Origin of the sequence: Methanoregula sp. (assembly GCF_023227875.1) — an archaeon.
Classification (GTDB): Archaea; Halobacteriota; Methanomicrobia; order Methanomicrobiales; family Methanospirillaceae; genus Methanoregula.
In genome coordinates this window covers 352,784-372,926 of record NZ_JALOCH010000001.1, presented here as the reverse complement: position 1 = coordinate 372,926, position 20,143 = coordinate 352,784, and the positions used below count along the sequence as shown (strand labels likewise).

General features: G+C 50.0%; 21 protein-coding genes. 3 read left to right on the top strand and 18 right to left on the bottom strand.

The window, feature by feature from the left end; genetic code table 11:
* Nucleotide 1: 1 nt before the first annotated feature.
* Nucleotides 2–2,365, bottom strand: a complete 2,364-nt coding sequence (locus M0R30_RS02030; RefSeq protein WP_292542638.1) for a methyl-accepting chemotaxis protein — start codon at nucleotides 2,363–2,365, stop codon at nucleotides 2–4.
* Nucleotides 2,356–3,255 (bottom strand): AAA family ATPase, encoded by a 900-nt coding sequence (locus M0R30_RS02025; RefSeq protein WP_366513082.1) that lies wholly within the window; start codon nucleotides 3,253–3,255, stop codon nucleotides 2,356–2,358. The genes M0R30_RS02030 and M0R30_RS02025 overlap by 10 nt, the downstream gene beginning before the upstream one ends.
* Nucleotides 3,256–3,989: 734 nt before the next feature.
* On the opposite strand from M0R30_RS02025, the gene M0R30_RS02020 reads away from it, so the two are divergent.
* Nucleotides 3,990–4,346, top strand: coding sequence for a hypothetical protein (locus tag M0R30_RS02020; protein ID WP_292542635.1), 357 nt, complete (start codon nucleotides 3,990–3,992; stop codon nucleotides 4,344–4,346).
* Between the two features lie 5 nt (nucleotides 4,347–4,351).
* Nucleotides 4,352–6,019, top strand: coding sequence for an adenine deaminase (ade, locus tag M0R30_RS02015; protein WP_292542632.1), 1,668 nt, complete (start codon nucleotides 4,352–4,354; stop codon nucleotides 6,017–6,019).
* Nucleotides 6,020–6,059: 40 nt separating this feature from the next.
* On the opposite strand, the gene M0R30_RS02010 is transcribed toward ade, so the two are convergent.
* The 8 genes from M0R30_RS02010 to M0R30_RS01975 form a co-directional block, all read right to left on the bottom strand.
* Nucleotides 6,060–6,980 carry an EamA family transporter gene (locus tag M0R30_RS02010; protein WP_292542629.1) on the bottom strand — a complete coding sequence of 307 codons (921 nt, stop codon included), beginning with the start codon at nucleotides 6,978–6,980 and terminating at the stop codon, nucleotides 6,060–6,062.
* 6 nt (nucleotides 6,981–6,986) lie between these two features.
* The gene (locus M0R30_RS02005) at nucleotides 6,987–7,547 is read right to left on the bottom strand and encodes a cysteine hydrolase family protein (RefSeq protein ID WP_292542627.1); all 561 of its coding nucleotides are present in this window, start codon (nucleotides 7,545–7,547) and stop codon (nucleotides 6,987–6,989) included.
* Nucleotides 7,544–7,834, bottom strand: coding sequence for a GNAT family protein (locus M0R30_RS02000; protein ID WP_292542624.1), 291 nt, complete (start codon nucleotides 7,832–7,834; stop codon nucleotides 7,544–7,546). The genes M0R30_RS02005 and M0R30_RS02000 overlap by 4 nt, the downstream gene beginning before the upstream one ends.
* 278 nt (nucleotides 7,835–8,112) lie before the next feature.
* Nucleotides 8,113–8,811 carry a CRISPR-associated endonuclease Cas6 gene (locus M0R30_RS01995; RefSeq protein WP_292542621.1) on the bottom strand — a complete coding sequence of 233 codons (699 nt, stop codon included), beginning with the start codon at nucleotides 8,809–8,811 and terminating at the stop codon, nucleotides 8,113–8,115.
* 83 nt (nucleotides 8,812–8,894) lie between these two features.
* Nucleotides 8,895–9,695 carry a hypothetical protein gene (locus M0R30_RS01990; RefSeq protein WP_292542619.1) on the bottom strand — a complete coding sequence of 267 codons (801 nt, stop codon included), beginning with the start codon at nucleotides 9,693–9,695 and terminating at the stop codon, nucleotides 8,895–8,897.
* A gap of 193 nt (nucleotides 9,696–9,888) precedes the next feature.
* Complete coding sequence (locus M0R30_RS01985) at nucleotides 9,889–10,098, bottom strand: hypothetical protein (protein WP_292542616.1); 210 nt, start codon at nucleotides 10,096–10,098, stop codon at nucleotides 9,889–9,891.
* Nucleotides 10,095–10,490, bottom strand: a complete 396-nt coding sequence (locus M0R30_RS01980; RefSeq protein ID WP_292542614.1) for a HEPN domain-containing protein — start codon at nucleotides 10,488–10,490, stop codon at nucleotides 10,095–10,097. Before M0R30_RS01980 ends, M0R30_RS01985 begins: the two co-directional genes overlap by 4 nt.
* On the bottom strand, nucleotides 10,468–10,812 hold the full coding sequence (locus tag M0R30_RS01975) for a nucleotidyltransferase domain-containing protein (RefSeq protein WP_292542611.1): 345 nt from the start codon (nucleotides 10,810–10,812) through the stop codon (nucleotides 10,468–10,470). Before M0R30_RS01975 ends, M0R30_RS01980 begins: the two co-directional genes overlap by 23 nt.
* A 716-nt stretch (nucleotides 10,813–11,528) precedes the next feature.
* Here M0R30_RS01975 and M0R30_RS01970 point away from each other — a divergent pair.
* Nucleotides 11,529–12,380 carry an ImmA/IrrE family metallo-endopeptidase gene (locus M0R30_RS01970; RefSeq protein ID WP_292542609.1) on the top strand — a complete coding sequence of 284 codons (852 nt, stop codon included), beginning with the start codon at nucleotides 11,529–11,531 and terminating at the stop codon, nucleotides 12,378–12,380.
* Nucleotides 12,381–12,410: 30 nt separating this feature from the next.
* Here M0R30_RS01970 and M0R30_RS01965 read toward each other — a convergent pair whose 3' ends face one another.
* The 8 genes from M0R30_RS01965 to M0R30_RS01930 all read right to left on the bottom strand — a co-directional run bounded on the left by M0R30_RS01965 (nucleotide 12,411) and on the right by M0R30_RS01930 (nucleotide 20,010).
* The gene (locus tag M0R30_RS01965; RefSeq protein ID WP_292542607.1) at nucleotides 12,411–13,175 is read right to left on the bottom strand and encodes a DUF1829 domain-containing protein; all 765 of its coding nucleotides are present in this window, start codon (nucleotides 13,173–13,175) and stop codon (nucleotides 12,411–12,413) included.
* The gene (locus M0R30_RS01960; protein ID WP_292542605.1) at nucleotides 13,175–13,621 is read right to left on the bottom strand and encodes a hypothetical protein; all 447 of its coding nucleotides are present in this window, start codon (nucleotides 13,619–13,621) and stop codon (nucleotides 13,175–13,177) included. The genes M0R30_RS01965 and M0R30_RS01960 overlap by 1 nt, the downstream gene beginning before the upstream one ends.
* A gap of 324 nt (nucleotides 13,622–13,945) precedes the next feature.
* Nucleotides 13,946–14,170 (bottom strand): hypothetical protein, encoded by a 225-nt coding sequence (locus M0R30_RS01955; RefSeq protein ID WP_292542603.1) that lies wholly within the window; start codon nucleotides 14,168–14,170, stop codon nucleotides 13,946–13,948.
* Nucleotides 14,171–14,292: 122 nt separating this feature from the next.
* Complete coding sequence (locus M0R30_RS01950) at nucleotides 14,293–14,685, bottom strand: hypothetical protein (RefSeq protein WP_292542601.1); 393 nt, start codon at nucleotides 14,683–14,685, stop codon at nucleotides 14,293–14,295.
* Nucleotides 14,666–15,736 (bottom strand): virulence RhuM family protein, encoded by a 1,071-nt coding sequence (locus M0R30_RS01945; protein WP_292542599.1) that lies wholly within the window; start codon nucleotides 15,734–15,736, stop codon nucleotides 14,666–14,668. Before M0R30_RS01945 ends, M0R30_RS01950 begins: the two co-directional genes overlap by 20 nt.
* Nucleotides 15,733–16,503 (bottom strand): hypothetical protein, encoded by a 771-nt coding sequence (locus M0R30_RS01940; protein WP_292542597.1) that lies wholly within the window; start codon nucleotides 16,501–16,503, stop codon nucleotides 15,733–15,735. Before M0R30_RS01940 ends, M0R30_RS01945 begins: the two co-directional genes overlap by 4 nt.
* Nucleotides 16,503–18,866: a ThiF family adenylyltransferase gene (locus M0R30_RS01935; protein ID WP_292542595.1), complete on the bottom strand. Its 2,364-nt coding sequence runs from the start codon at nucleotides 18,864–18,866 to the stop codon at nucleotides 16,503–16,505. Before M0R30_RS01935 ends, M0R30_RS01940 begins: the two co-directional genes overlap by 1 nt.
* Nucleotides 18,859–20,010: a hypothetical protein gene (locus tag M0R30_RS01930; RefSeq protein ID WP_292542593.1), complete on the bottom strand. Its 1,152-nt coding sequence runs from the start codon at nucleotides 20,008–20,010 to the stop codon at nucleotides 18,859–18,861. The genes M0R30_RS01935 and M0R30_RS01930 overlap by 8 nt, the downstream gene beginning before the upstream one ends.
* Nucleotides 20,011–20,143: the final 133 nt, after the last annotated feature.

Below are 20,143 nucleotides of genomic sequence, written 5' to 3'. Positions count from 1 at the left end.
CTTACCTCGTCTTGAACTTTTCCATCATATTCTTCAGTCGTTCGGCCATGGAGGCGAGTTCATCCGTTGCGCTGGCAATCTCTTCCGTTGACGCACTGCTCTCCTCGGCAAGGGCTGCCATGTCTTCCATCCGTTCCTGGTTTTCCCGCGTGAGCGTGCGGGACTGCTCCATGCCTCCCATAACGCGGGTAGTGGCTTCTGCCTGGTCTTCGGTTGCCTTGGTGATCTCGGTCACCCCCTGTGCAACTACGTTCGATTCCGTAGTGATCCGGTTCAGCGCCTCGATCGTCTGGTTAACACTTTCTATGCCGGACTGGATCTCGTTATAGGAACTCTTGATCGCAGTGGCGGTCTTGTTGCTGTTGTCCTGGATGGAATTGATGAGTTCGCCGATCTGGTTCGTTGCTGTCTTGGACTCACCGGCAAGGTTGCGCACTTCACCGGCAACAACGGCAAACCCGCGCCCGTGTTCCCCGGCCCGGGCGGCTTCTATGGCAGCATTGAGAGCGAGCAGGTTCGTCTGGCTTGAGATATCGGCAATCATCTTTACGATGTTTGAGATCTCCTTCATCCGCTCATTCAGTGCAGTGATCTCGGTAACACTCTCTCCGGAGATCTTCTCCACCATCATCATCTTTGAGGTAGCAACCTTTCCCAGTTCAGCTGCAGTGTTTCCTTCGGTGGCTGCTTTCTGCGCATGGTCCATAAGGGTATGGGATGTACTGGCGATCTCCTCAATGGACGCGGAGAGATCCGATATTTCTTTCCCGATTTTTTCAAGCCCGTCCATCTGCTGCTTTGCCCCGTCTGCCGATTTCTGGGTCTGGATTGCAACCTGTTCACTCGACCTGGTGATCTCGGTGGTGCTCCGGCTTGTCTCCTGTATGGTAACATCCATCTGGGTCACCGATTTTTCCAGTTCCGTAATGACAGGCTGGATCGAATCAAGCGCCTTGTTGAAATCAGTTTTAAGGGTTGCCAGCGGGTCTCCTTCGAGGATCTCAGCCCGCATCCTCAGGTCCCCCTGGGCCAGCAGGTTCATCGATTTTCCCAGTTCGTTCGCGCTGCGGGAAAGGAGATCTGTCATCTTCTTTGAAGAATCCATGAGTTTCTGGATCTCCTCCATCTTCAGGTGTGCATCGCTATAGTCCACCCAGACATAGAACGCACCGTCAAGCTCACCGGCTTTGTCGAGGATCGGGATCGCGTTGAGGGTGAGATAGCGTACTGCACCATCGGGGAACCTGACCATTGCCTCGGTTACGGCGAGTTTCTTTGTCGTAAAACAGGCATAGAAGTCTTCTCCGGACAGCACCGTGATGTCGAAGTCATAGAGTTTCTTCTTCATCAGTTCTTCATAGGAACCCCGCCACGCAACCTCGTATTGCTTGTTGATGGAGATCCGGCTCTTGTCCTTGCGGAGCACGGCAATCGCGAGCGGGTTATCCTGGATCATACGATCGACGCGGTACTCCATTGCCTCGACAGCGTCCATTTTCTCGTGGAGTTCGGTATAGTCCACCCAGACATAGAACGCACCGTCAATCTCCCCGGCTTCATCGAGGATCGGGATCGCGTAAAGCGTAAGATACTTTTTTACCCCGTCGGGGAATTTGACAAGCGCCTCGGTCACGGCGAGTTTTTTTGTCTCAAAACAGGCATAGAAATGTTCTCCGGACAGCACCGTGATGTCGAAGTCATAGAGCTTCTTCTTCATCAGTTCTTCATGGGTACCCCGCCACGCAACCTCGTACTGTTTGTTGATGGAGATCCGGCTCTTGTCCTTCCGGAGCACGGCAATCGCGAGCGGGTTGTCCTGGATCATCGTGTCGACCCGGTGCTCCATCTCCCTGACCGCATCCATCTTCTCGTGGAGATCGGTATAATCCACCCAGACATAGAACGCACCGTCAAGCTCGTTATTGTTGTCGAGTATCGGGATCGCATAGAGCGTGAGATATCTCTTCACCCCGTCGGGGAATTTGACCATTGCCTCGGTCACGGCGAGTTTCTTTGTCGTAAAACAGGCATAGAAGTCTTCTCCGGACAGCACCGTGATGTCGAAGTCATAGAGTTTCTTCTTCATCAGTTCTTCACGGGAACCCCGCCACGCAACCTCGTACTGTTTGTTGATGTCAACACGGCTCTTGTCCTTCCGGAGCACGGCAATCGCAAGAGGATTATCCCGGATCATCGCATCCGCTTTGCGTTTTGTATCAGCAGCATCCGCAAGCCGGTCAATTGTGAGGTTTATCTGCTGTGCCATGGATCGGAGATCCATATCAACAGTCTTTTCATCGATTCGCTTTGAGAAATCACCATTATTTGCACGTGCAAGTACTGCTTCAAAATCCTTTAATGCCATCTCAACACCTCTTCGGCGATGGTCTTGTACGCAACACCGGCACTGCTGTCCGGAGCGAAATGTGAGATGGGCAGTCCCCGTTTCTGTGCTTCATAAATAAGGGGGGAGAAGGGGATCGTATAGACCACAGGGAACAGCCGCTGGACCTCGCTCATCATCGTGATCAGGCGTTCGTGTTCGGCTTTCTGCTCTTCCGCAGACCGGATCTCGTCCTGCGTGGGTTCGGGTTTTTTGTAAAAGAGTGCCCGGAAGAGCGACATGAGGTCCTTCTTTTCCCCGGGTTCCTCCGGATGACCGGCAGGTGTGGCACCTTCAGCCCAGCGGGAGACGATCGCCATATCGGGCTTGATCTCCCGGCCGAGATCCTCTTTCATATCCGAAAAAATGGTGGACAGTGTCGCGACACCATCAAGGGCAAACGACCCGGAATCAAGGGTGACGATCAGATGATCGGCGGCATAGAGTCCATTGATCACCAGCTGGCCCAGGCTCGGGGGAGTATCGATCAGGATGTAATCGTACTGGTCCCTGACCGTTGCAAGCGCCTCTTTTAAGATACCGGCACGCCCTTCCATGCGGTACAGGTACGGGTCGGCACCGACCAGGTCGAGGTGGGACGGCGCGAGGTCGATTCCTGACGGGGTATTCCGGATAATTTCAGAGATCGGCGTTACCGGGAATGTCTCGGGAAAATCCTCAAACCCGCTCATGAACACGTCATACATGTTCTTCCCGGTTGCCTGGGAAATGTACCTGAGGCCGACCGTTGCATTCGCCTGGGGGTCGCAATCAACGACAAGGACCTTTTTCCCAGCCTGGACCAGAAAGCCCGCAATGTTGAGACAGGAAGTGGTCTTTCCGGTACCACCTTTATGATGGGAAAAAGTTATGACTGTTATACTATCACCTTAGTGAGATTTTTAGGAATAATGGTATAATAAGGTATGTTTGATTTATGTCGGGGAAAATGCCCTTTTTTGAATAATTCCATGAATATTCTTTCTTTTTCTCCATTTTTTATCGGTCCTGAAATTTAATTCAGGCCAGTACTGTTATTTAGGCTCTGTAGAAACGCACATGAACGGGATTCACACCCGAACCATGAAAATTAAAATCCAGACTTTATTTTGAGGTGAATTGTTAACTTAACTTAGTTAATTTTCATGGGAAATCCCGCTCACAATGCACTCAGTGGAATTACGAGTGTGACCCCCTCTCTCATATCGAAGAACTGCGGTTCTTCTCAAGCCTCCGCTTCCCTTTGGGAACCGCAGGCTCCCCAGAGGGGGAGGCAGCCCAAGGGGGCAAGCCCCCTTGACCCCTCCGGTTCAATTTTTTTCAAGGCTCGCATACGGTTAAGTTCCACGGTCCGAACGGTCGTCAGACTGTGAGGATGAGAAGAATCCGAAGGATTCTTCGCGGGGCGAGGGTCGGCAGACCCCGAGCGCCCGTGGCTCCATCCCTATCTGACACTATCCCACACAGGTTTTCTACAGAGCCGTTTTTTATTGTTTTTCACGGGTTGCCTGTCAGATAATTACCAGCGGGCAAAATACCCGGCCTGGACACCTGCCCGGAAATACTCCAACAGGATTTTTATGGTTACACGCGTTACATCTGGATAATGAGAGGGTCTGTTTACACGATCGTTGCAGGATTATCGGTACTCTTCGTGGTATCACTCTGTGCCGGGTGCCTGTCAACTGAGGTCGGGGATACCCGGTATGACAACCGGTCGGTCCTGGTCAGCATCAGCCATGCGGGCGATCCGGTCGACGTGCACATACAGGTAACCGTAAACCGGATTGCAGGCCTGGCACAGGAACAGTATACCATTGTCAGTGCACCAGCCACGCTGGTGAATGGCGAGAACCTTGTTTTTGTGCCGGTCGAACTTAAGCCCGGCTCCTACAAATTATTTGTCTATGTGCTCCATGACGGCGACCGCAGGACCGCCGTTATCCGCGATATCGTTGTGTGATTTTTATGAACTCTTTTTCAAAGGAGATGATCTTAGCTGCCACGGGTGCCCGGCATGCGGACCTGGTGCTGGAAGACGCCTGGCTCTTCAACGTATTTACCGCGTCCTGGGACAAGGGCTCGCTTGCGATAAAGAACGGCACAATCCTCGGGACCGGGGATTACGAGGGGGATAAAACCAGGGACTGTTCCGGGCAGTATATCGTCCCGGGCCTTACCGATGCCCATGTCCATATCGAGAGTTCGCTCCTCACTCCTCCCGAATACGCCCGGCTTGTTGCCCTGCACGGCACAGCGACCGTCATCGCGGACCCTCACGAGATCGCCAACGTTGCCGGCATCGAAGGCATTGAGTACATGCTGGCTGCCCGGAAGAACCAGGCGATCGATATCCAGTACATGCTCCCGTCCTGCGTCCCGGCAACTCCCGCCGATGCCGGTGGAGCAGTGCTTGATGCAAAAGACTTATCCCGGTTCATAGGAAAAGACGGCATCCTTGGACTGGGCGAGATGATGAATGTCCCGGGGGTGCTTGCCGCTGATCGTGCCATTGGGGATAAGCTCGCACTCTCATCGGTCCGCGACGGGCACGCACCCGGCCTTACCGGAAAACTCCTCAATGCCTATATCCTCGCGGGCCTCCAGAGCGACCACGAGTGCACGACGTGTGCGGAGGCAGAGGAGAAACTCAAGAAAGGGATGCATATCTACATCCGCGACGGTTCAACCGAACATAACATCGAGGAGCTGGTCCCGCTCGTGACACCGGCCTCGGTCTCCCGGTGTTCGTTTGCCACCGACGACTGCCATGCCGACCTGCTGATGGAAGACGGGCATATCGACCGGTGCATCCGAAAGGCCGTTGCCTGCGGGCTCTCGCCCGAACTCGCCATCCGCATGGCCACACTGTCTCCCGCTGAACGGTTCGGTCTGGCAGACCGGGGCGCACTTGCTCCCGGGCGCCGTGCGGACCTCTGCATTGTCGATGACCCGGAGAAGTTTGAGGTCCGGGAGGTTTTCATCCGTGGTGCAAACGTACCCGCAGCACCACCGGCCCGGCAGGCCGCGTTCCCCCCGACGGTCCGCTGTCCCCTGCCGGGCAAAACGTCAATCAGGATTACCGGCCGTGGCGTTGCGCGGGTGATCGGGCTCGTACCCGGCCAGATCCTGACCGAATCCCTCCGGTATGAATGCAATGGCGACGATATACCGGACCTTGACCGCGACATTCTCAAAGTGGTGGTCTGCAACCGGTATCGCGATGCTCCATGGGGCATCGGCCTGGTCCACGGCTTTGGGTTCCGTGACGGTGCCATTGCCGGCAGCATCTCCCACGATGCGCACAACATCGTCGCTGTCGGCACCAGCGATGAGGCAATCCGGAATGCAATCCGGGAAGTGATCCGGGCCCAGGGGGCCATGGTCGCAATCCAAGGTTCAGAGATCTCGGTTCTGCCCCTCGATTGTGCCGGACTGATGTCAACGCTCCCCTACGAAGACGTTGTCAGCAAACAAAAAGACCTGCAGGACGTGACCGATCGGATGGGCGGTATCGACAATCCCTTCATGTACCTCTCGTTCCTTGCGCTTACCGTGATCCCGTCCCTGCGCATCACCGACCGGGGCGTCTTCGACTGCACCATGTTCCGGGACGTTCCGCTGTTTATTGAATGATGCTGCACTATTCCCGGAAGAATTCCGGGAGCAGGAAGAGTTACGGGAAGAGCAGGATTAAGACAACCCCGCATACCATCAGGCCGGCACCGGAGATACGCCGGATGATCCCTCCCTCATGGAAGACAACCGTTCCGTAGAGGACCGTGATCAGGATGCTCATCCGTTTGATGGCAATGACATACGGGGCAATCTGTTCAAGATATGCCGTGTTAATCGCCATCGCCTCGATGGTCACGATCAGCCCGATTGCCATTCCCGCCACAAGGATATCGCGGTGATGGCGGTACGATGTTCCCGCGGTCACAACAGGAGTACTGACTGACAACCCGGATCGTTTTCTTTCTGACCGTCGTTTCAGGAGCAGGATTCCCAGGAACCCGCTCCCGATAACAAGAAAGACCACACCGGACCCGAACACGGTGTCGGAGTTCAGCACGACCATCTTGTCGAACCCGATTGCAATCGCGTAGAGAAATGAGACAATGAGCATGGAAAAAATCCCGGGGTGCGAGACCATGGACCGGAAGGGATCCAAAAGCCGGGTATGTTCCGCAGCGGTATTGAGGATGTACGAACCGGTGACGATGATGATGATGCCGGTAAACCCGATGACGGACGGGGTCTCGTGGAGCAGCAGCGCGGCCGTAACGAGCAGGAAGAGCGGGGTGAAGGAGAGCATCGGCACTGCAAGCGAGATGTCGGTGGACTTCAGGGCCCAGAAGATGAGGGTGGTTGCAGCAACATTGATCGTGGATGTGGCAGCCACCGCAAAAACGAAGTCCGGGCCGAGAGCAGGGATCCCCCGTGACACTGCGATGGATAAAAGAAAGAACGAGGTGAAAAGGAAGCCGGATGCCGCCAGAATGTCCGGCCCGATGGACTGCAGGAACTTCTTGTTCGCGATAAAATAGAGGGAATTGGCACACGCGCCGATGCCGGAGAGAAGTGCCCAGAACATAACCGGTTACTGATAGGAGATCGGCAATGACCGTATCCATTCGGCCGTGGTCATGACCTGCGAGAACCGCATCTGCTGGGTCACGAGGATCGCCCGGTGGAGGTCCGCATCGCTGATCGACCCTGCGTTGTTCGTGATGGAGAGCGTGCCGGTGGCATCGGACAGGAACTTCACCGTATACCCGAGGTGGAATGCCTGCCGGGCGGTCGTGTCGCAGCACATCTGGGTCATGTAGCCGGCAATGGTGACCGTATTGATCCCCCGGTCCTTTAACCAGGGACCAAGGTCGGTACCGGTAAAACTGCCCGGCATGGTCTTCCCGATCAGGAGATCGTGCGGGCGCCTCTTCACGTCCGGGTGGAGTTCCCACGCCGGGGTCCCGGGCACGAACGTGGCCGCCCCTGCTGCCGTGTTCGCGTGCTGGATCACGACGACCGGCACGTGCGCCGCGTGTGCAGCGTCCATTGCCTGCAGGATATTCACGATGCTGCCGTGCGGGTACGTGACCGGTAATTTTCCGGTAAAATATTCGTTCTGGACATCGATGACCAGCAATGCTTCGTTCATGGTGTGTCCGCTCCCTCAAATGTTTCCCGGTCGATTGCCATCCGCCAGAATGCCACCGGTTCGCCGTGGATAAGCTCCGTGCATTCACCGTCCGGATGGAACCGGAGTGATTCGTACAATCGTTGTGCCCGGGGATTATTCTTTCTGACAACCAGGCGGACCACACGCAGGCCCGGGTCGGAGAAACCGTGGTTTAAGGTGAGAAGGGCAATGGTCTTTCCAAGGCCCTGCGAGGAGCCGGTGCGGGTGGAGCGCGATCCGGAATTCAGCCGTACCCCCTGGTTCACGGGACAGGACCGAGAACCCGGCACGGTCGCGGCCATCTTCCGCGACAAGGATCTCTGACCCGTCCTTTTTGGAATACTCGTCAAGCCAGCCCCCGTCCCGCAGGGAGTAGTCGGGCATGGCAAATTCCGGGGGATAGGGCGGCCACGACCTGATGGCAGGAATATCTTCAGGCCGGAGCGGGCGGATGGCGATCATGTATTAAGAGTAGTATCTGCCGGACAGGGAAAAACGTGAGGTACGATAATCCCGGACCGTGATGCAGGAGCGGACGACCTGGTCAGTCCGCGTCCACGTCCGGATGCGAAGGGATCATTTCAGGAATTTTCCGGATCGTCCCGTACCCGAGGGAAACCGATTGGCCGATCCCGAAGTAATCCGGGATGCGGAGATTTGTCCTGAATTTTCCCAGGAATACAATCACATTCTCGCGATCGATCCGCTCCCGTATGAAGCGGACATGCGCCATGCAGGTAACCGGCTCGGCGGGCGCATAGTCTAAGGATTTTGCCAGCGTGTTCAGGTGAGTGGCAAGGATCTTCTGCATGAAGGCGTCGCGTGCGGGCTTGCCTTTCAGGTCATAGAATTTTTTTGCATACTGCTGGTTCAGGGCAATCCAGGGGGTGAGAAACTCGTACTCGTACATAATCGGGCCAATCCCGAACTCCTCGTTGCGGATCTCCGGGTCGCGTGATGCGATGGTGCAGCGGTTGTCCCCCGTCATGATCTCCGCATTGCCTTCCACCATCTGCCGGAGAAATCCTGCGCCCTGGCAGATGCCGATCACGACCAGATCATGTCTGACCTGTTTGCACTGGACCGCAGGGTACCGGTGAATGACGTTTCCGGCCGGAGCGCCGGGCTGGTGCGGGGCCCGGTACTCCGCAAGCTGGCGCGTGAGAGATGACCGGGCCTCGGGCAGGGAGAACTGCAGGGGATTTGCCGGTTCGATGAAGAGGGTGAAGACGGGGAGGATCATGCGGGTGCTCACGTACAACAGGGATGCCCGGGGAAATAAGGGATTTCCTGGTCCGTCACGAATGGTCCGTGCGGAACCCGAAATTATTCCGGATACACGGTGAACCGTTTGATTGCCGTGGTGTTCCGTCCGGCATCGGAGATCCAGATGAAGAACTCACCGGTTGCCTGGATCTCTCCCGTTGCGCTCCACGTGTTGGTGCCGCAGCTCCCTTCCTCAACCGGGGTTGTGAACAATTCCTCATCGCCGGCAGCCTGGTCCGGGTCCTCGTCTACGACCGAGAAGATCGTAAAGAACAGTTCCTGCCCGGCAGGGAGGTTTGTCGTTCCATGGAGGGTAAACGAGCGGGCAGCATACAGGTCACCGGGGGGACTGATCGTGATCCACGGAGTGACGGTGACAGTATCCGCAGGGCAGGCAACAGGGGCCGGGGTTGCAGCCGGCAACGCACGGACCAGGAACTCGCGCTCAACGCCGCAGTCGTGCACGATCCGGTAACGGGCCGGGTCCCAGCCGGTCGTGACAAAACGGTACACCTGCGTGGATGCACCGGGTGCAAGCGATGACGTTTCCGATGCGTTCGGCTCACCAGTCCCCATCCGCGTTGCCCAGAGGCCATTGCCTGCCTGGAATTGTACCGAGAACGATGGGGGGTTGCCTGCACATGCGAGCGTTTCGGAGCCATCGTTTGTCACCGTGAACCCGACAACCTCCCCGGCATTGTAGATATCCGTGTCCATCTTCAGGTAACCGGACTGCGCACTGGGCTGGTTGAGGGTGGCAACGTAGGAGGCTGCAATGGTGCCGGGAGCGGCCGTTGCGTTTTCACTTGCATTGATCGTTCCGGACGGTGCGGTACAACCGGCACCTGCGACAAATAACATTGCCATGAAAAAAATGCCGACATGCCAGGACCTGTTCACCACATCACCACAATTTTTGTTTATAATCTGCCATGGATCTTTCGTATGGCGCGATAAATCAATTCCGATGGGGGGGCTGCCGGGTCGGAGAAATTGATGGTGCGAAGGCAGGGGAGAGGAAAGGTAATTATCACGGGAAAAAGAGGAGTTGCATTCATGGAGCCGGGACTTTTTTTCTTCGCGCCATGATGCTTTTAATGATTTTATCCGGATCGTTTTTAAGGATTTTTTTCCGGTCTTGTGTCCAGTCACCGCTGCCCGGCTCATAGATACGGAGGAACCGGATCGCATCGTCAGGACCAAGTTTCTCAACCAGTACGTTGAGTCCTTCCTGTTGGATCTGGTGTAATGTCCTGGCGCTCATTTCATTTCGTTGAATTGTTGTTCAACCCACAAAAAAACAGTCTCCGCACCTTTCAGGGCTTTTAAGAATTCCCGCTCTTTAACAGGTTCATACGATCCGGGATACCGGGTTGATACCGCATAATGGGTGAGTGATACAGCGGTTTTCACCGCATCCGGCACATCGGCATGATGCGTTTCGAGTGCCTCGACAAGAAGAGCGAGCGAGTGTGTCTGGGGCGGGACGATTCCTCTGAGGATCAAGAGGCCTTTCAGGGCTTTTTCTGCTGCCTGTTCACAGTCAAAGCAGAGGTCTTCGAACAAAATGTCGGGAGCGCTCTTTCCCTGGCGGGCACGGGCGAGATTACTTCGTGCCCGTACAATCCATGTGTCAGCAAGGGACCGGTTTTTCATAGATGAGCCTGCCCTGCCGGGCAATGTCATGGTATATCATGAAGGGGTTGCTGCTTAGTTCCTCGAACGTCTCGGGAGTCTCGACAATGATGTCGACCGGCACGCCAACCCCGTACAGATCCCGGTAGAGTTTCATGGCGAGTTCGCGACGGTGTTTTACCCCCCGCTTGATGACGCAGATATCATAGTCGCTCGCATGTGTCTGCGTTCCTTTTGATCGTGAGCCAAAGAGGATGATGCGGTCAGGATCGGCGGATCGCGTGATAAGTTCAACGATCTTTTTGAGTACTGCCGGATTCTCCTGCGATCTTTTTCCTTTCATACAATCCCTTTCCTTCAGTTCACGGAATGGTGAGCATGGAACTGCTCTGCTGATGATTCTGTTTTGTCCGGAAGTGGATAATCATTTCCCTGAACTCGAAGAACCCGGACGGGTTCTTCTTCTCCTCGATGTTCGAAGATTCCCTGCGGAAATCTTCTCTTTCTCAAGGTTCTGACGAACCTTTCGAATTCTGATGAACCTCTCGGACAGCGAAGAACACTGAAACGTTCTTCTCGAATTCGTCTCTACCCTGAGATCAGAAACGGATTTCGAGCATCTGCGTGACGAGCGCAATCATGCGATCACTTTCACGCCATCGACGCTGGGTATCTTTTAATAGATTATAAAAAAATCTCTTGTATAGTTCTATGTCCCGTTCATCTCCCGATGTTGTCATCGTACCCGATGTCTTTCAATGGCTTTGCGGTAGTTCGGGCTTTGCACCTTCTGAGATATCCAGGAAGATCGGTGTGTCTGAACGTGTTGTTAAATCATGGTGTGATGGAGCACAGAGACCGGTACTTCCTCTTTCGAAAGTTGAGCAGCTCTCCGAGATGTTCAAACGCCCTCTTGCGGCGTTTCTTCTTTCAGAGCCTCCGGAAGAACCAGGCCTTCCAAAAGATTTCCGGCGGCATCCGGATTCCGGCACCGGCTATTCCAAAGAATTGCTCCTGGTAATCCGCAAAGCGAGACGGATTCAGGAGATTCATCATGAGTTGACGGACAACCTGAGCATCCCCTCAAAAATCCCCCTGAAAATCAGAACCCTGAAAGAGGATCCTGAAGATGTGGCACGACAGGAACGTGAGCGTTCAGGTATTCAGATACATGGCGATTCAGTTGGAATAACTCCGGTCAAGGCATTTGAAATATGGCGGGAATGGCTTGAGTCCCGGAACATCTCGGTCCTGAAGATCAAGATGCCTGTTGATGATGCCCGGGGTTTTTCCCTCACGGACGGTGAACCATTTGTCATTGTTGTGAATTCTGCTGACGCAGACCGTGCCCGGCTCTTTACCTTGTTCCATGAATATGCCCATATCCTCCTGAATATGCCGGTTGTATGTAACCAGGGCGAAAATGATCTCGCAGAGTATGCCGGGGTCGAACGCTGGTGCAACCATTTTGCCGGTGCGTTCCTTGCTCCCCAGGAGGAGATAGAAGAGAACCCGGTGATCCGTCAGGCACTTGCATCCGGGAATTATTTACGAGCCGCAGGTTCGATCCGGCAGCGCTTCCTGATCAGTAAAGAGGCCGGGCTGATGCGTTTGCTCACGCTGAAGAAGATCTCTTCAGCGCAATTCATTCAGGGAAGAGACCAGCTGCGTGCTGAATATGCATTGCGGGAAGCGGAGAAGAAAAAGAAAGAGCTGACTGGCGAAGAGGAAGAAGGGGGCTTTGGGGGTATTTCACTGGACCGGAAATGTGTGGCCGAAAAAGGTGCCGGCTATGTGGCCCTTGTCATGGAGAATGTCCGGAAAGGTCATATCAGTAACAGTGATGCCCTTGATTATCTCGATGTCAAGCTCCGCCATCTGGAGAAATTCCAGGAATCGATGGGCCCGTAAATGTCTGAACCCGGTGAACCTTGATCTTACTCAAGCAAGGAGTTCAGCGATATACTTCTCACGCTTACTCCACATGAGTGGAATTACACCATAATTTTCCAGGGCGGTTGGAACTTCTTCCGGAATGCGCTGTTCCTTATCATTGAGGATAGCGTATGCCATTGAATCAGGGGCGCGGACATCTTTCGTATCAATCCATGAGAACGATAACATTTCCGCTTGAGACCTGTTCGGATTATTGATTGTCTGGAGAATTCTTTCGGGTTCCTGCCGGGATTTCGGAATGACAAAATCAAAAAGATGATCATAGCCGGATTTGCCGGTAAATTTTACCTTGGGTGAATACCGGATCTCGGTTTCATCCAGCCAGGCAACGACATCTTCATAGAATAAACTCGCAACAATGGGTTCTGAAAGATAGAACATATCATTGACCGCAAGCATTGCCTGTAAGATATTGTGTTTTTTCTGAGGGAATGATCTCTCTGTTGTCTTTATTGTGAGGATTCCCCGATCGTTCTGTACACCAAACCCCTTGAGTGTCGTGGATAAGAGCGCCTGCCTCTTTTCGGTATCGATTTTGCATCCTGACATTTTCAGGTCTTCCAGAATATATCCATCATCAGTCAGGATATACCCGCCATTATCTTTTCTGACATAGATCTGAAGGTAATCGTTATGCCTGTCAAGGAATGGCGTGGTTATTTCTACCCATTCATCAACCTGGCGCAGGCTGATTGATTCATTGAGCCACTGGAGATATCCATTGAGCAACCTCTGTATGTCGCTGATCATTACTCAATTCCTGCAATTATGTTTGGTTCTTGTACAATATTACAATACGTCATGAAGTCTTTCAGTGTCTGCCATTGATCCGTTAAATCTGAGAATGAATCGGGTGACACAGGATATGCCCATTTATCAGCATATCCTTCCTGATAGATGTGAATGTGTGGTCCGATAATTATTTCTTCGTCCGGGTTCTTGTGGGGTTTGCCCGTCAAATCTAATCTGACCAGAATTATCATCTGGTGTACCCGGTTCTGGTAGGTGATTTTATTCAGTTCCAGCCTGCCCCGCCAGATATCGAGAAGGAAATTATTCCGCTTGTCTTCGGATAGCAATGGAATATTGATGGAACGTCCCCGGCCGGGAAAATGCCAGATTTCGTCATTTATCCGAACCTTCGGCATCTGAATGAGTGTATTCGCCTCATCCTGGGAAATTTCAATAACCGCCATAATCCTGAGTTGATGATTTGTCTGCAATGAATTAAAGATTGTGAATTATAATTTGATTCCTATTCTTTGAAGAGATTGATAAGATATCCAGAGAAATTAAATTTTATTCCAGCTACATGCTGCGCATCGGGGACATGGCGATAATACATCAGAATCCCGATCCAGTCTGATGACATCCCCCTCTTTTCGACAACGATACTATCCTTTTCCGGATGTTTCGCCACATGTGTATGGCATAAAGAGCAATCGAATTTTGATAAATATAAAAAAGTGGCCATGCAGTGTGAAGGTGTTACTTCACTCCGGTTCATCCAATAATTTTTGTTACATTTTATCGTAACTCTGGGCGATCAATGTTTTGGCTTTATCGAGATCCCCATCAGTTCTGATAATCAGTTCAAGATTCCGTGCAACATCGCGGTTTCCTTCAGTTCGAACTATTCGGAATTTCCGAATAGTTGCTTTGCGGGTCGGTTCAGCGCCCTCGTAAATGTTTTTTAAATGTTCGTTTATTGTCGGAATCTTCACATCAAAGAGCGCAGCCATCATCTTCTGGCTGAGCCAGACCGTTTCATCCTAGTATCGGACCTCGATCGACTCTTCCCCGGCGATTGAAGCAAATATCAGGAATTCTGCTGTGCTGTTTCTTATCAGATTCTTTTCATGCCCGGTCATTTCGCATTTCCTTCAACAACCGCAATCTCCTCGTCCGTCAGCCCGTACAGCTCGTACACCAGTTTATCAATCGAAGCATCCGTCGCCTCAACCTGTCGGGACAGCAGCGTCTTTTCGTGATCGAGGGTGGCGTCCTGTAACTTTTTATTTAACCAGCGAAGAACGCTGATGCGTTCTTCTCGAATCCGTCTCTGTCCTGATGGCCAGAAACGGATTTCCAGCATCTGCGTGACGAGCGCAATCATGCGATCGTGGCGGGCGATATCAGCGGGGTTTGATGGGTTGATGTCCCCTTCCCCATTGCGGGTATGCAGAAGAGAGAGATTGGGATGGGGCCAGAATTTCTGGTTATTGAACAAAATCACCCTGTTACAGGTCAGCAGGATCATCCGGCTCATCATCCCGGTCCATTTTTTCCGGAAATTTTGTTTCTTTTAGCATCCGGTCAAAATCGCTTTCAAAAAGCCGGTCCTGAACAATACGGTACTTTTCAAATTCAGTCTCAGCATACTCTTTTGCCATCTCTGCTGTTACTTTCCCACCATCTTCAAGCAGTTTCCGGTCATCAAACTCAAGGAACCGGTCAAGACGTTTTGCCCAGTCTTCCATGGTCATGGGTATCTGTCGTCTGGCACGATCTTCAGCAAGATCAAGCCAGGCATTGACGATCCTGCCAAGAGATTCGAGCTCGGGCGAAGTCAGGTAATTTTTTGCAACCACTACGTCGGTCTTCAGAATCTTTCCGTCGGGACTGTTCTCCCACGAGGTCAGTCCCATGTGATCGTTTCTGCTGTCGGCACGCTTTATTATTAGTTCGGCTGCGGTATGACCGTGAATTGCGAAATGCAATTTGTTCTGGACTTTTGCAAAAAAATCACGGGTTGTCGGGGCACCCCTGTTGTAATCAACGCTTGTGGAATAGATGTCGGTGATCTTCTGGTAGAACCGTCTCTCGCTGAGGCGGATCTCCCGTATCTCTGCGAGCAGCCGCTCAAAGTAATCTTCGCCAAGGAAGGTACCGTTCTCCATTCTTTTTTTGTCAAGTACGTATCCTTTTATGGCGAACTCCCGCAACACCCGGGTTGCCCACTGGCGGAACTGGGTTGCTCTCTTTGAATTGACACGATACCCGACCGAGATTACCGCATCAAGACTGTAGTATTCCAGATTCCGGGACACTTCACGGCTGCCTTCGGTTCGAACCATTAGAAATTTTCTAATAGTTGCTTTGCGGGTCAGTTCACCACTCTCAAAAATTTTTTTCAGGTGAAAATTTATTGTCGGAATGCTCACATCAAAGAGCGTTGCCAACATCTTCTGGCTCAGCCAGATCGTCTCATCCTCGTACCTGACTTCAATCGATTCTTCACCGGCAGTTGAAGTAAATATCAGGAATTCTGCGGTGCTGTTTCTTATCAGGTTCTTTTCATGTCCGGTCATTTCGCATTTCCTTCCACGATCGCAATTTCCTTCTCCGTAAGCGTTCTTGACTTTTCTTTTCTAGAAATGATCAAAAATGTTGTCCAGGCATTTTCAGAATACCGATCTGCTGCTTCTTTCGCTGACGAAGGTAGATAGTACCATCCTGCTATAATCGAACAAATCACTTCAGTAGAACATAAGAGCATTCCGAAAAATAACAACTTCTCGCCACCATTCAACCACAAATTTGTGAATATTATCGTTCCAATGATGGAAAAAAATAGCCAGATCCATCGGCTTCCCATCAAATTTCGGTTAAATCCATACTCCATGTTATGTTTTTTCCAGATTCCCACGGGATCATTGCGATAGAGATATGTTTTAACGCGTAAAAAAGCAGCATCGATTTGCTTATCTCCTTCAACTGGATTCATTTTTTCCTGCTCTGTAGATAACAGGGAAATTTCAAATTGTTTTTTAAGAGATTCATGGATTTTTTCTTTGAATTTCGAATCAAATTTTGAGTCACTCCAACGTAGAAATCGGGTTGATGGTGCCCCACCCCATTTGCTCCAAAGAACAGGTTCAATTTTTTTCCCATGATGTTTTACAACAAATGAAAGGGCGTAAATAAAAAAAACCAGCACAACGGTTTCACCCAATACATAATTTAGAGAACTGATAAGTTCGGGCAAGATGAAAACTGCCAATAATGCAAGAGGGGAAAAAACAATTATTGAGGGGGCAAAACGTGCCCTGATTTCATACGAATCAAGCCAGTCCATTATTTCCCGCCATTTGAATCAAACATGTACGGATGCAGTCCTTCCTTGGTTACGATCATCATGAATGTTGAGAGTGGTACGGGATCGAACACTGTTTTTATTTTTTTTACTTCATATCTATCGATTCCACTCAATTTTTTTACACCATTCGGATGAGAATGCCACTCACCGATGTATTTGATCAAGCCTCCTGTGAGATTTACAATTTCTGAAATTTTTTCAGGAACTCCTTGAACTCCTCTCACAAATCTATGAGGTTCACAGATACTATCCGGGGGCGCGGGCAAAAAACGCGTCACATACACTACCTTATTTTTTTGGTCAATTTGACCGACTAATAACCCGCCTGTTTCGTTTCGACCAGAATCACGAGCACACTGCATTATTGATTGTTTAACCTCTTCCTTTACCCTTATTTCCCATTTCGGATTATTTTCACAAGGGATCCTTATTATGGGTGAGATTTCAAATAACCGAACTGAATGGTTTCCAGATTCTTTATTGATGTATGAAATTTGTAAATATCCCGATTTCATCTGTTTATTTTCCCGGATTATTTTCCGAGATCCAAGAGAAAATGAAGAGCTATGCAATGAGACAATGTCGTCCGCCAGCCTCATTGTGTCCGAATTGCAACTGATTCCTATATTTATTTCTTCTAATGTCGCGTCCGAATTTGAATTTCGTTGCTTTTCAGTTGCCTTCAGCCAATCAGATATTTCGGGATCATTGATTGCTGAATCAAAAAGATAGTACAAAATGTCGTCGAGTCTTGGATTTCTCTTTGGACCCTCAATCGACATAAATCCAAGATTTCCATTATCGGCAATCTCACAACGATAGACCGATAGGGATGAGGGTAAGTTTTTACAGGATACTAAAGCGTTCCGGATTGAGGGAGATGCGGTTGTATCGATTAGCAAAGTATGGTTGCATAAAATTCTGTTATCTTTCCCAACAATCAGATCCAATGCGTTTTCTTGGATCGCCGTTGCGTTGATCGAATCCTTTTCTGCATAAAATATTCCCTCAGTTACCCGTTTCAACGCCTGAGCTTTATTCATTCCCAAATACTCATGTAGAAGCCCGTGGCGAATCAAGTTATGTGGGGAAAGTTCGTCGTTATCGACAAATGTTATTTTTTTACATTGACCACTTTTTATTAAGTGGATTGCGAATTTTGAACCGATTGCTCCACATCCTAATAATAAAATCTTCCCCATCTCGTAACCCTGAGGCATTGAAGATATTTCTCTAGCACGAGCCAATGTAATCGGAGATCTGTGACTCATATTCATTACCCTTTCATCGAGTTTGCTATTTTCAGGGAGTTTGTTTCCTCCGGTCTTAAACGATATTACAAAATTTAATAGTTCAAGATGTGAATTAGTGTAAATTATTTTTTGAGGACGAGGGATAACAATTGTCACAGGAATACCTCCGAACAGCTGGAGATTTTTTGACAAAAAGGTGTTTATCGCTTCTTTAAGAGGAATTCCCAATTCTTCAGATAAAGTGATGAGGTCGGCGAGTGTGTCAGGTAATTCTGCAAAATACTTGGGATGCAAGGGACCTTCTGAAGGCCATGCGAGAATCCCAAAAAAATAGCGATCTGTTTTTAATCCTTCATGGAAATTAGCTATCCTAGTTTGAGCGTCTTTGAGATCTGCAGCAATTGAACCATTTGTAGGAATTTTCTCCAATCTTATCGCATAATCGGTACGGTTCCCAACTAACGGATCTTTTTCCGGATTATTTAACAAAACATAACGTAAATAGCAAAATCCCGAATTTCCTCCTTTTGATTTCCACTCATTTACGATTTTGTTAAATATTTGAGAGCGTTCGAATATGCAAATCCCCGTAGCTTGATCAATTCTTGTGAATTCAAATCCATCTTCTTTGATTAATCTGTTACTTGCGGCATCGGTTAGCCAATCACGAACTCTATCAATGTAATCGATAATGTCGTGTTCGGAAAACCATGTGTCAATGCTTCCACGATGTAAACAAAAATTAGCAGGACTACCTGGCCGTTTAGGGTTAAGATGTGGGAGGCGGTTTTTCGGAAAATCAGTACGGTTCGACCAAGCAGTTGGGGCTTTATACGGATAGTATCTTTTGTCCAATAATAGGAAAATTGGTTCAGTTCTTCGGATATCAACTTCGTTAACCGGACCGCGTGACGGAAGATTAATCGTTAGCTCAAACGGGATTGCAACCAAATTCTCTTCATATTGCAAAACTGGAATTTTTTGGTGAGGAAAAAATGATCTGATCTCGACAAGCGTCAATTGGATGTCTTTGCTAAGTGAAGCCTCACTTTCAGGAAGTCGAGATGATGTAAATGAGGTGTCAGCCATAGGTATGAGGGGTCCCACCAATCTTGCGAATTGCTGATTTGGAGCTGTTCGATTGGGACCGCGATAACTCCTTTTCACGGGGCCCATTTTTAGTCAAGATGAAGGTTAACGGAAGGGGCTTTTTTGATCCCGGTGGATATTCCCCTGTCACAAAAAAATTTTCCTTTCCGACGATTTTTATATACTCCTCTTTTGCAGCGAAGTGCGGGGGATTGTTATCGTCGTCTTTGATTGGGTCGCACGAAGCTACAATTTTTGCTCCGACACGCTTTTTATTCAAGAGATCGATAGCAGATTTGCAAGGTTTTTTGTTATCCTCTTGGGGGGTTTCATTGAAGAATGTCCACGAACAGTGATGAGGCGCCATGAAAATATCCCATTTAAGGGTGTCTTCATCACTTCGTTGAACAATTTCGTCCCAAATTCCATACTCCGAATCCCCACCAAAAAATGCCAGGGCAGCATTTTTCTCTCCATCAATATCGAAACGAGCTTGGAGAACGACGCTTGTATCATTTCTTTCACTCCATTTCGAGTCAGTATCCTTTTTAAATGGAGCGTGGACAAAGAATGAGAAGTCCTTCAAAGTATTCCCATTTACGAAGTTGATTGAATTCCCGGGAGTTGTAATTATTTCTTCGAGTCCTTCAAGATCGCTATTGTCAGAATAGCCAATAATACGGATCCGGTTACCCGAAATTTTCTCGGTTTTTTTATCCAGATATAATTTTTTCCTTCGTTCGGCTTCATTGCGAATGACCTTGGCGGTATCGCACATATCTTTCTCGTGAGGAGAAAATATTCTTGGTGTGAACCACAGTTCATCTATTCGAATTAAACCATTCTTTTTGTCGGTTTCAGAATATTTCGCGGGATCACCTGTGTAAAAGGTCTCACTAAATCCCAGGCAATGATCTTCATCTGGATGTGTTAGAATAAACGCATCCACGAACGGAACACCGTTATTATCTTTTTTCAAGGTTGACAAAAGATGTTCATGAACGTCATATATTGACTCTTCATTCACATCTCTGGAATCGTTTGTTATGTTACAATCGATGAGGATCGTACCTTCATTGGATAATTGAATCAAGCTCGTATCCCCATTTCCAACCGGAAAATATGTAATCGATGGATCTAACATGGAATGCCTCCTAATCGATCAACTGCTGAGGTAATATATAAACAGGAAAGTGGGGGGTGTGAAAATGAAATCTTGGACAACTTATGCTCAACGGTTCCTTTTTTTGATCTACATAGTTATTTATTCCCACACC

What these genes read in the sequence shown, in the direction of transcription:
- M0R30_RS01990 (WP_292542619.1), bottom strand. Translation starts at nt 9,695, where the DNA reads ATGTTATTTGTCGCAGGTGCCGGTTGTACCGCACCGTCCGGAACGATC.
- M0R30_RS01960 (WP_292542605.1), bottom strand. Translation starts at nt 13,621, where the DNA reads ATGGCGGTTATTGAAATTTCCCAGGATGAGGCGAATACACTCATTCAG.
- M0R30_RS02020 (WP_292542635.1), top strand. Translation starts at nt 3,990, where the DNA reads ATGAGAGGGTCTGTTTACACGATCGTTGCAGGATTATCGGTACTCTTC.
- ade (WP_292542632.1), top strand. Translation starts at nt 4,352, where the DNA reads ATGAACTCTTTTTCAAAGGAGATGATCTTAGCTGCCACGGGTGCCCGG.
- M0R30_RS01930 (WP_292542593.1), bottom strand. Translation starts at nt 20,010, where the DNA reads ATGTTAGATCCATCGATTACATATTTTCCGGTTGGAAATGGGGATACG.
- M0R30_RS01950 (WP_292542601.1), bottom strand. Translation starts at nt 14,685, where the DNA reads ATGATCCTGCTGACCTGTAACAGGGTGATTTTGTTCAATAACCAGAAA.
- M0R30_RS01940 (WP_292542597.1), bottom strand. Translation starts at nt 16,503, where the DNA reads ATGGACTGGCTTGATTCGTATGAAATCAGGGCACGTTTTGCCCCCTCA.
- M0R30_RS01935 (WP_292542595.1), bottom strand. Translation starts at nt 18,866, where the DNA reads ATGGCTGACACCTCATTTACATCATCTCGACTTCCTGAAAGTGAGGCT.
- M0R30_RS01955 (WP_292542603.1), bottom strand. Translation starts at nt 14,170, where the DNA reads ATGATGGCTGCGCTCTTTGATGTGAAGATTCCGACAATAAACGAACAT.
- M0R30_RS02010 (WP_292542629.1), bottom strand. Translation starts at nt 6,980, where the DNA reads ATGTTCTGGGCACTTCTCTCCGGCATCGGCGCGTGTGCCAATTCCCTC.
- M0R30_RS02005 (WP_292542627.1), bottom strand. Translation starts at nt 7,547, where the DNA reads ATGAACGAAGCATTGCTGGTCATCGATGTCCAGAACGAATATTTTACC.
- M0R30_RS01995 (WP_292542621.1), bottom strand. Translation starts at nt 8,811, where the DNA reads ATGATCCTCCCCGTCTTCACCCTCTTCATCGAACCGGCAAATCCCCTG.
- M0R30_RS01985 (WP_292542616.1), bottom strand. Translation starts at nt 10,098, where the DNA reads ATGAGCGCCAGGACATTACACCAGATCCAACAGGAAGGACTCAACGTA.
- M0R30_RS02030 (WP_292542638.1), bottom strand. Translation starts at nt 2,365, where the DNA reads ATGGCATTAAAGGATTTTGAAGCAGTACTTGCACGTGCAAATAATGGT.
- M0R30_RS01980 (WP_292542614.1), bottom strand. Translation starts at nt 10,490, where the DNA reads ATGAAAAACCGGTCCCTTGCTGACACATGGATTGTACGGGCACGAAGT.
- M0R30_RS01975 (WP_292542611.1), bottom strand. Translation starts at nt 10,812, where the DNA reads ATGAAAGGAAAAAGATCGCAGGAGAATCCGGCAGTACTCAAAAAGATC.
- M0R30_RS01945 (WP_292542599.1), bottom strand. Translation starts at nt 15,736, where the DNA reads ATGACCGGACATGAAAAGAACCTGATAAGAAACAGCACCGCAGAATTC.
- M0R30_RS01965 (WP_292542607.1), bottom strand. Translation starts at nt 13,175, where the DNA reads ATGATCAGCGACATACAGAGGTTGCTCAATGGATATCTCCAGTGGCTC.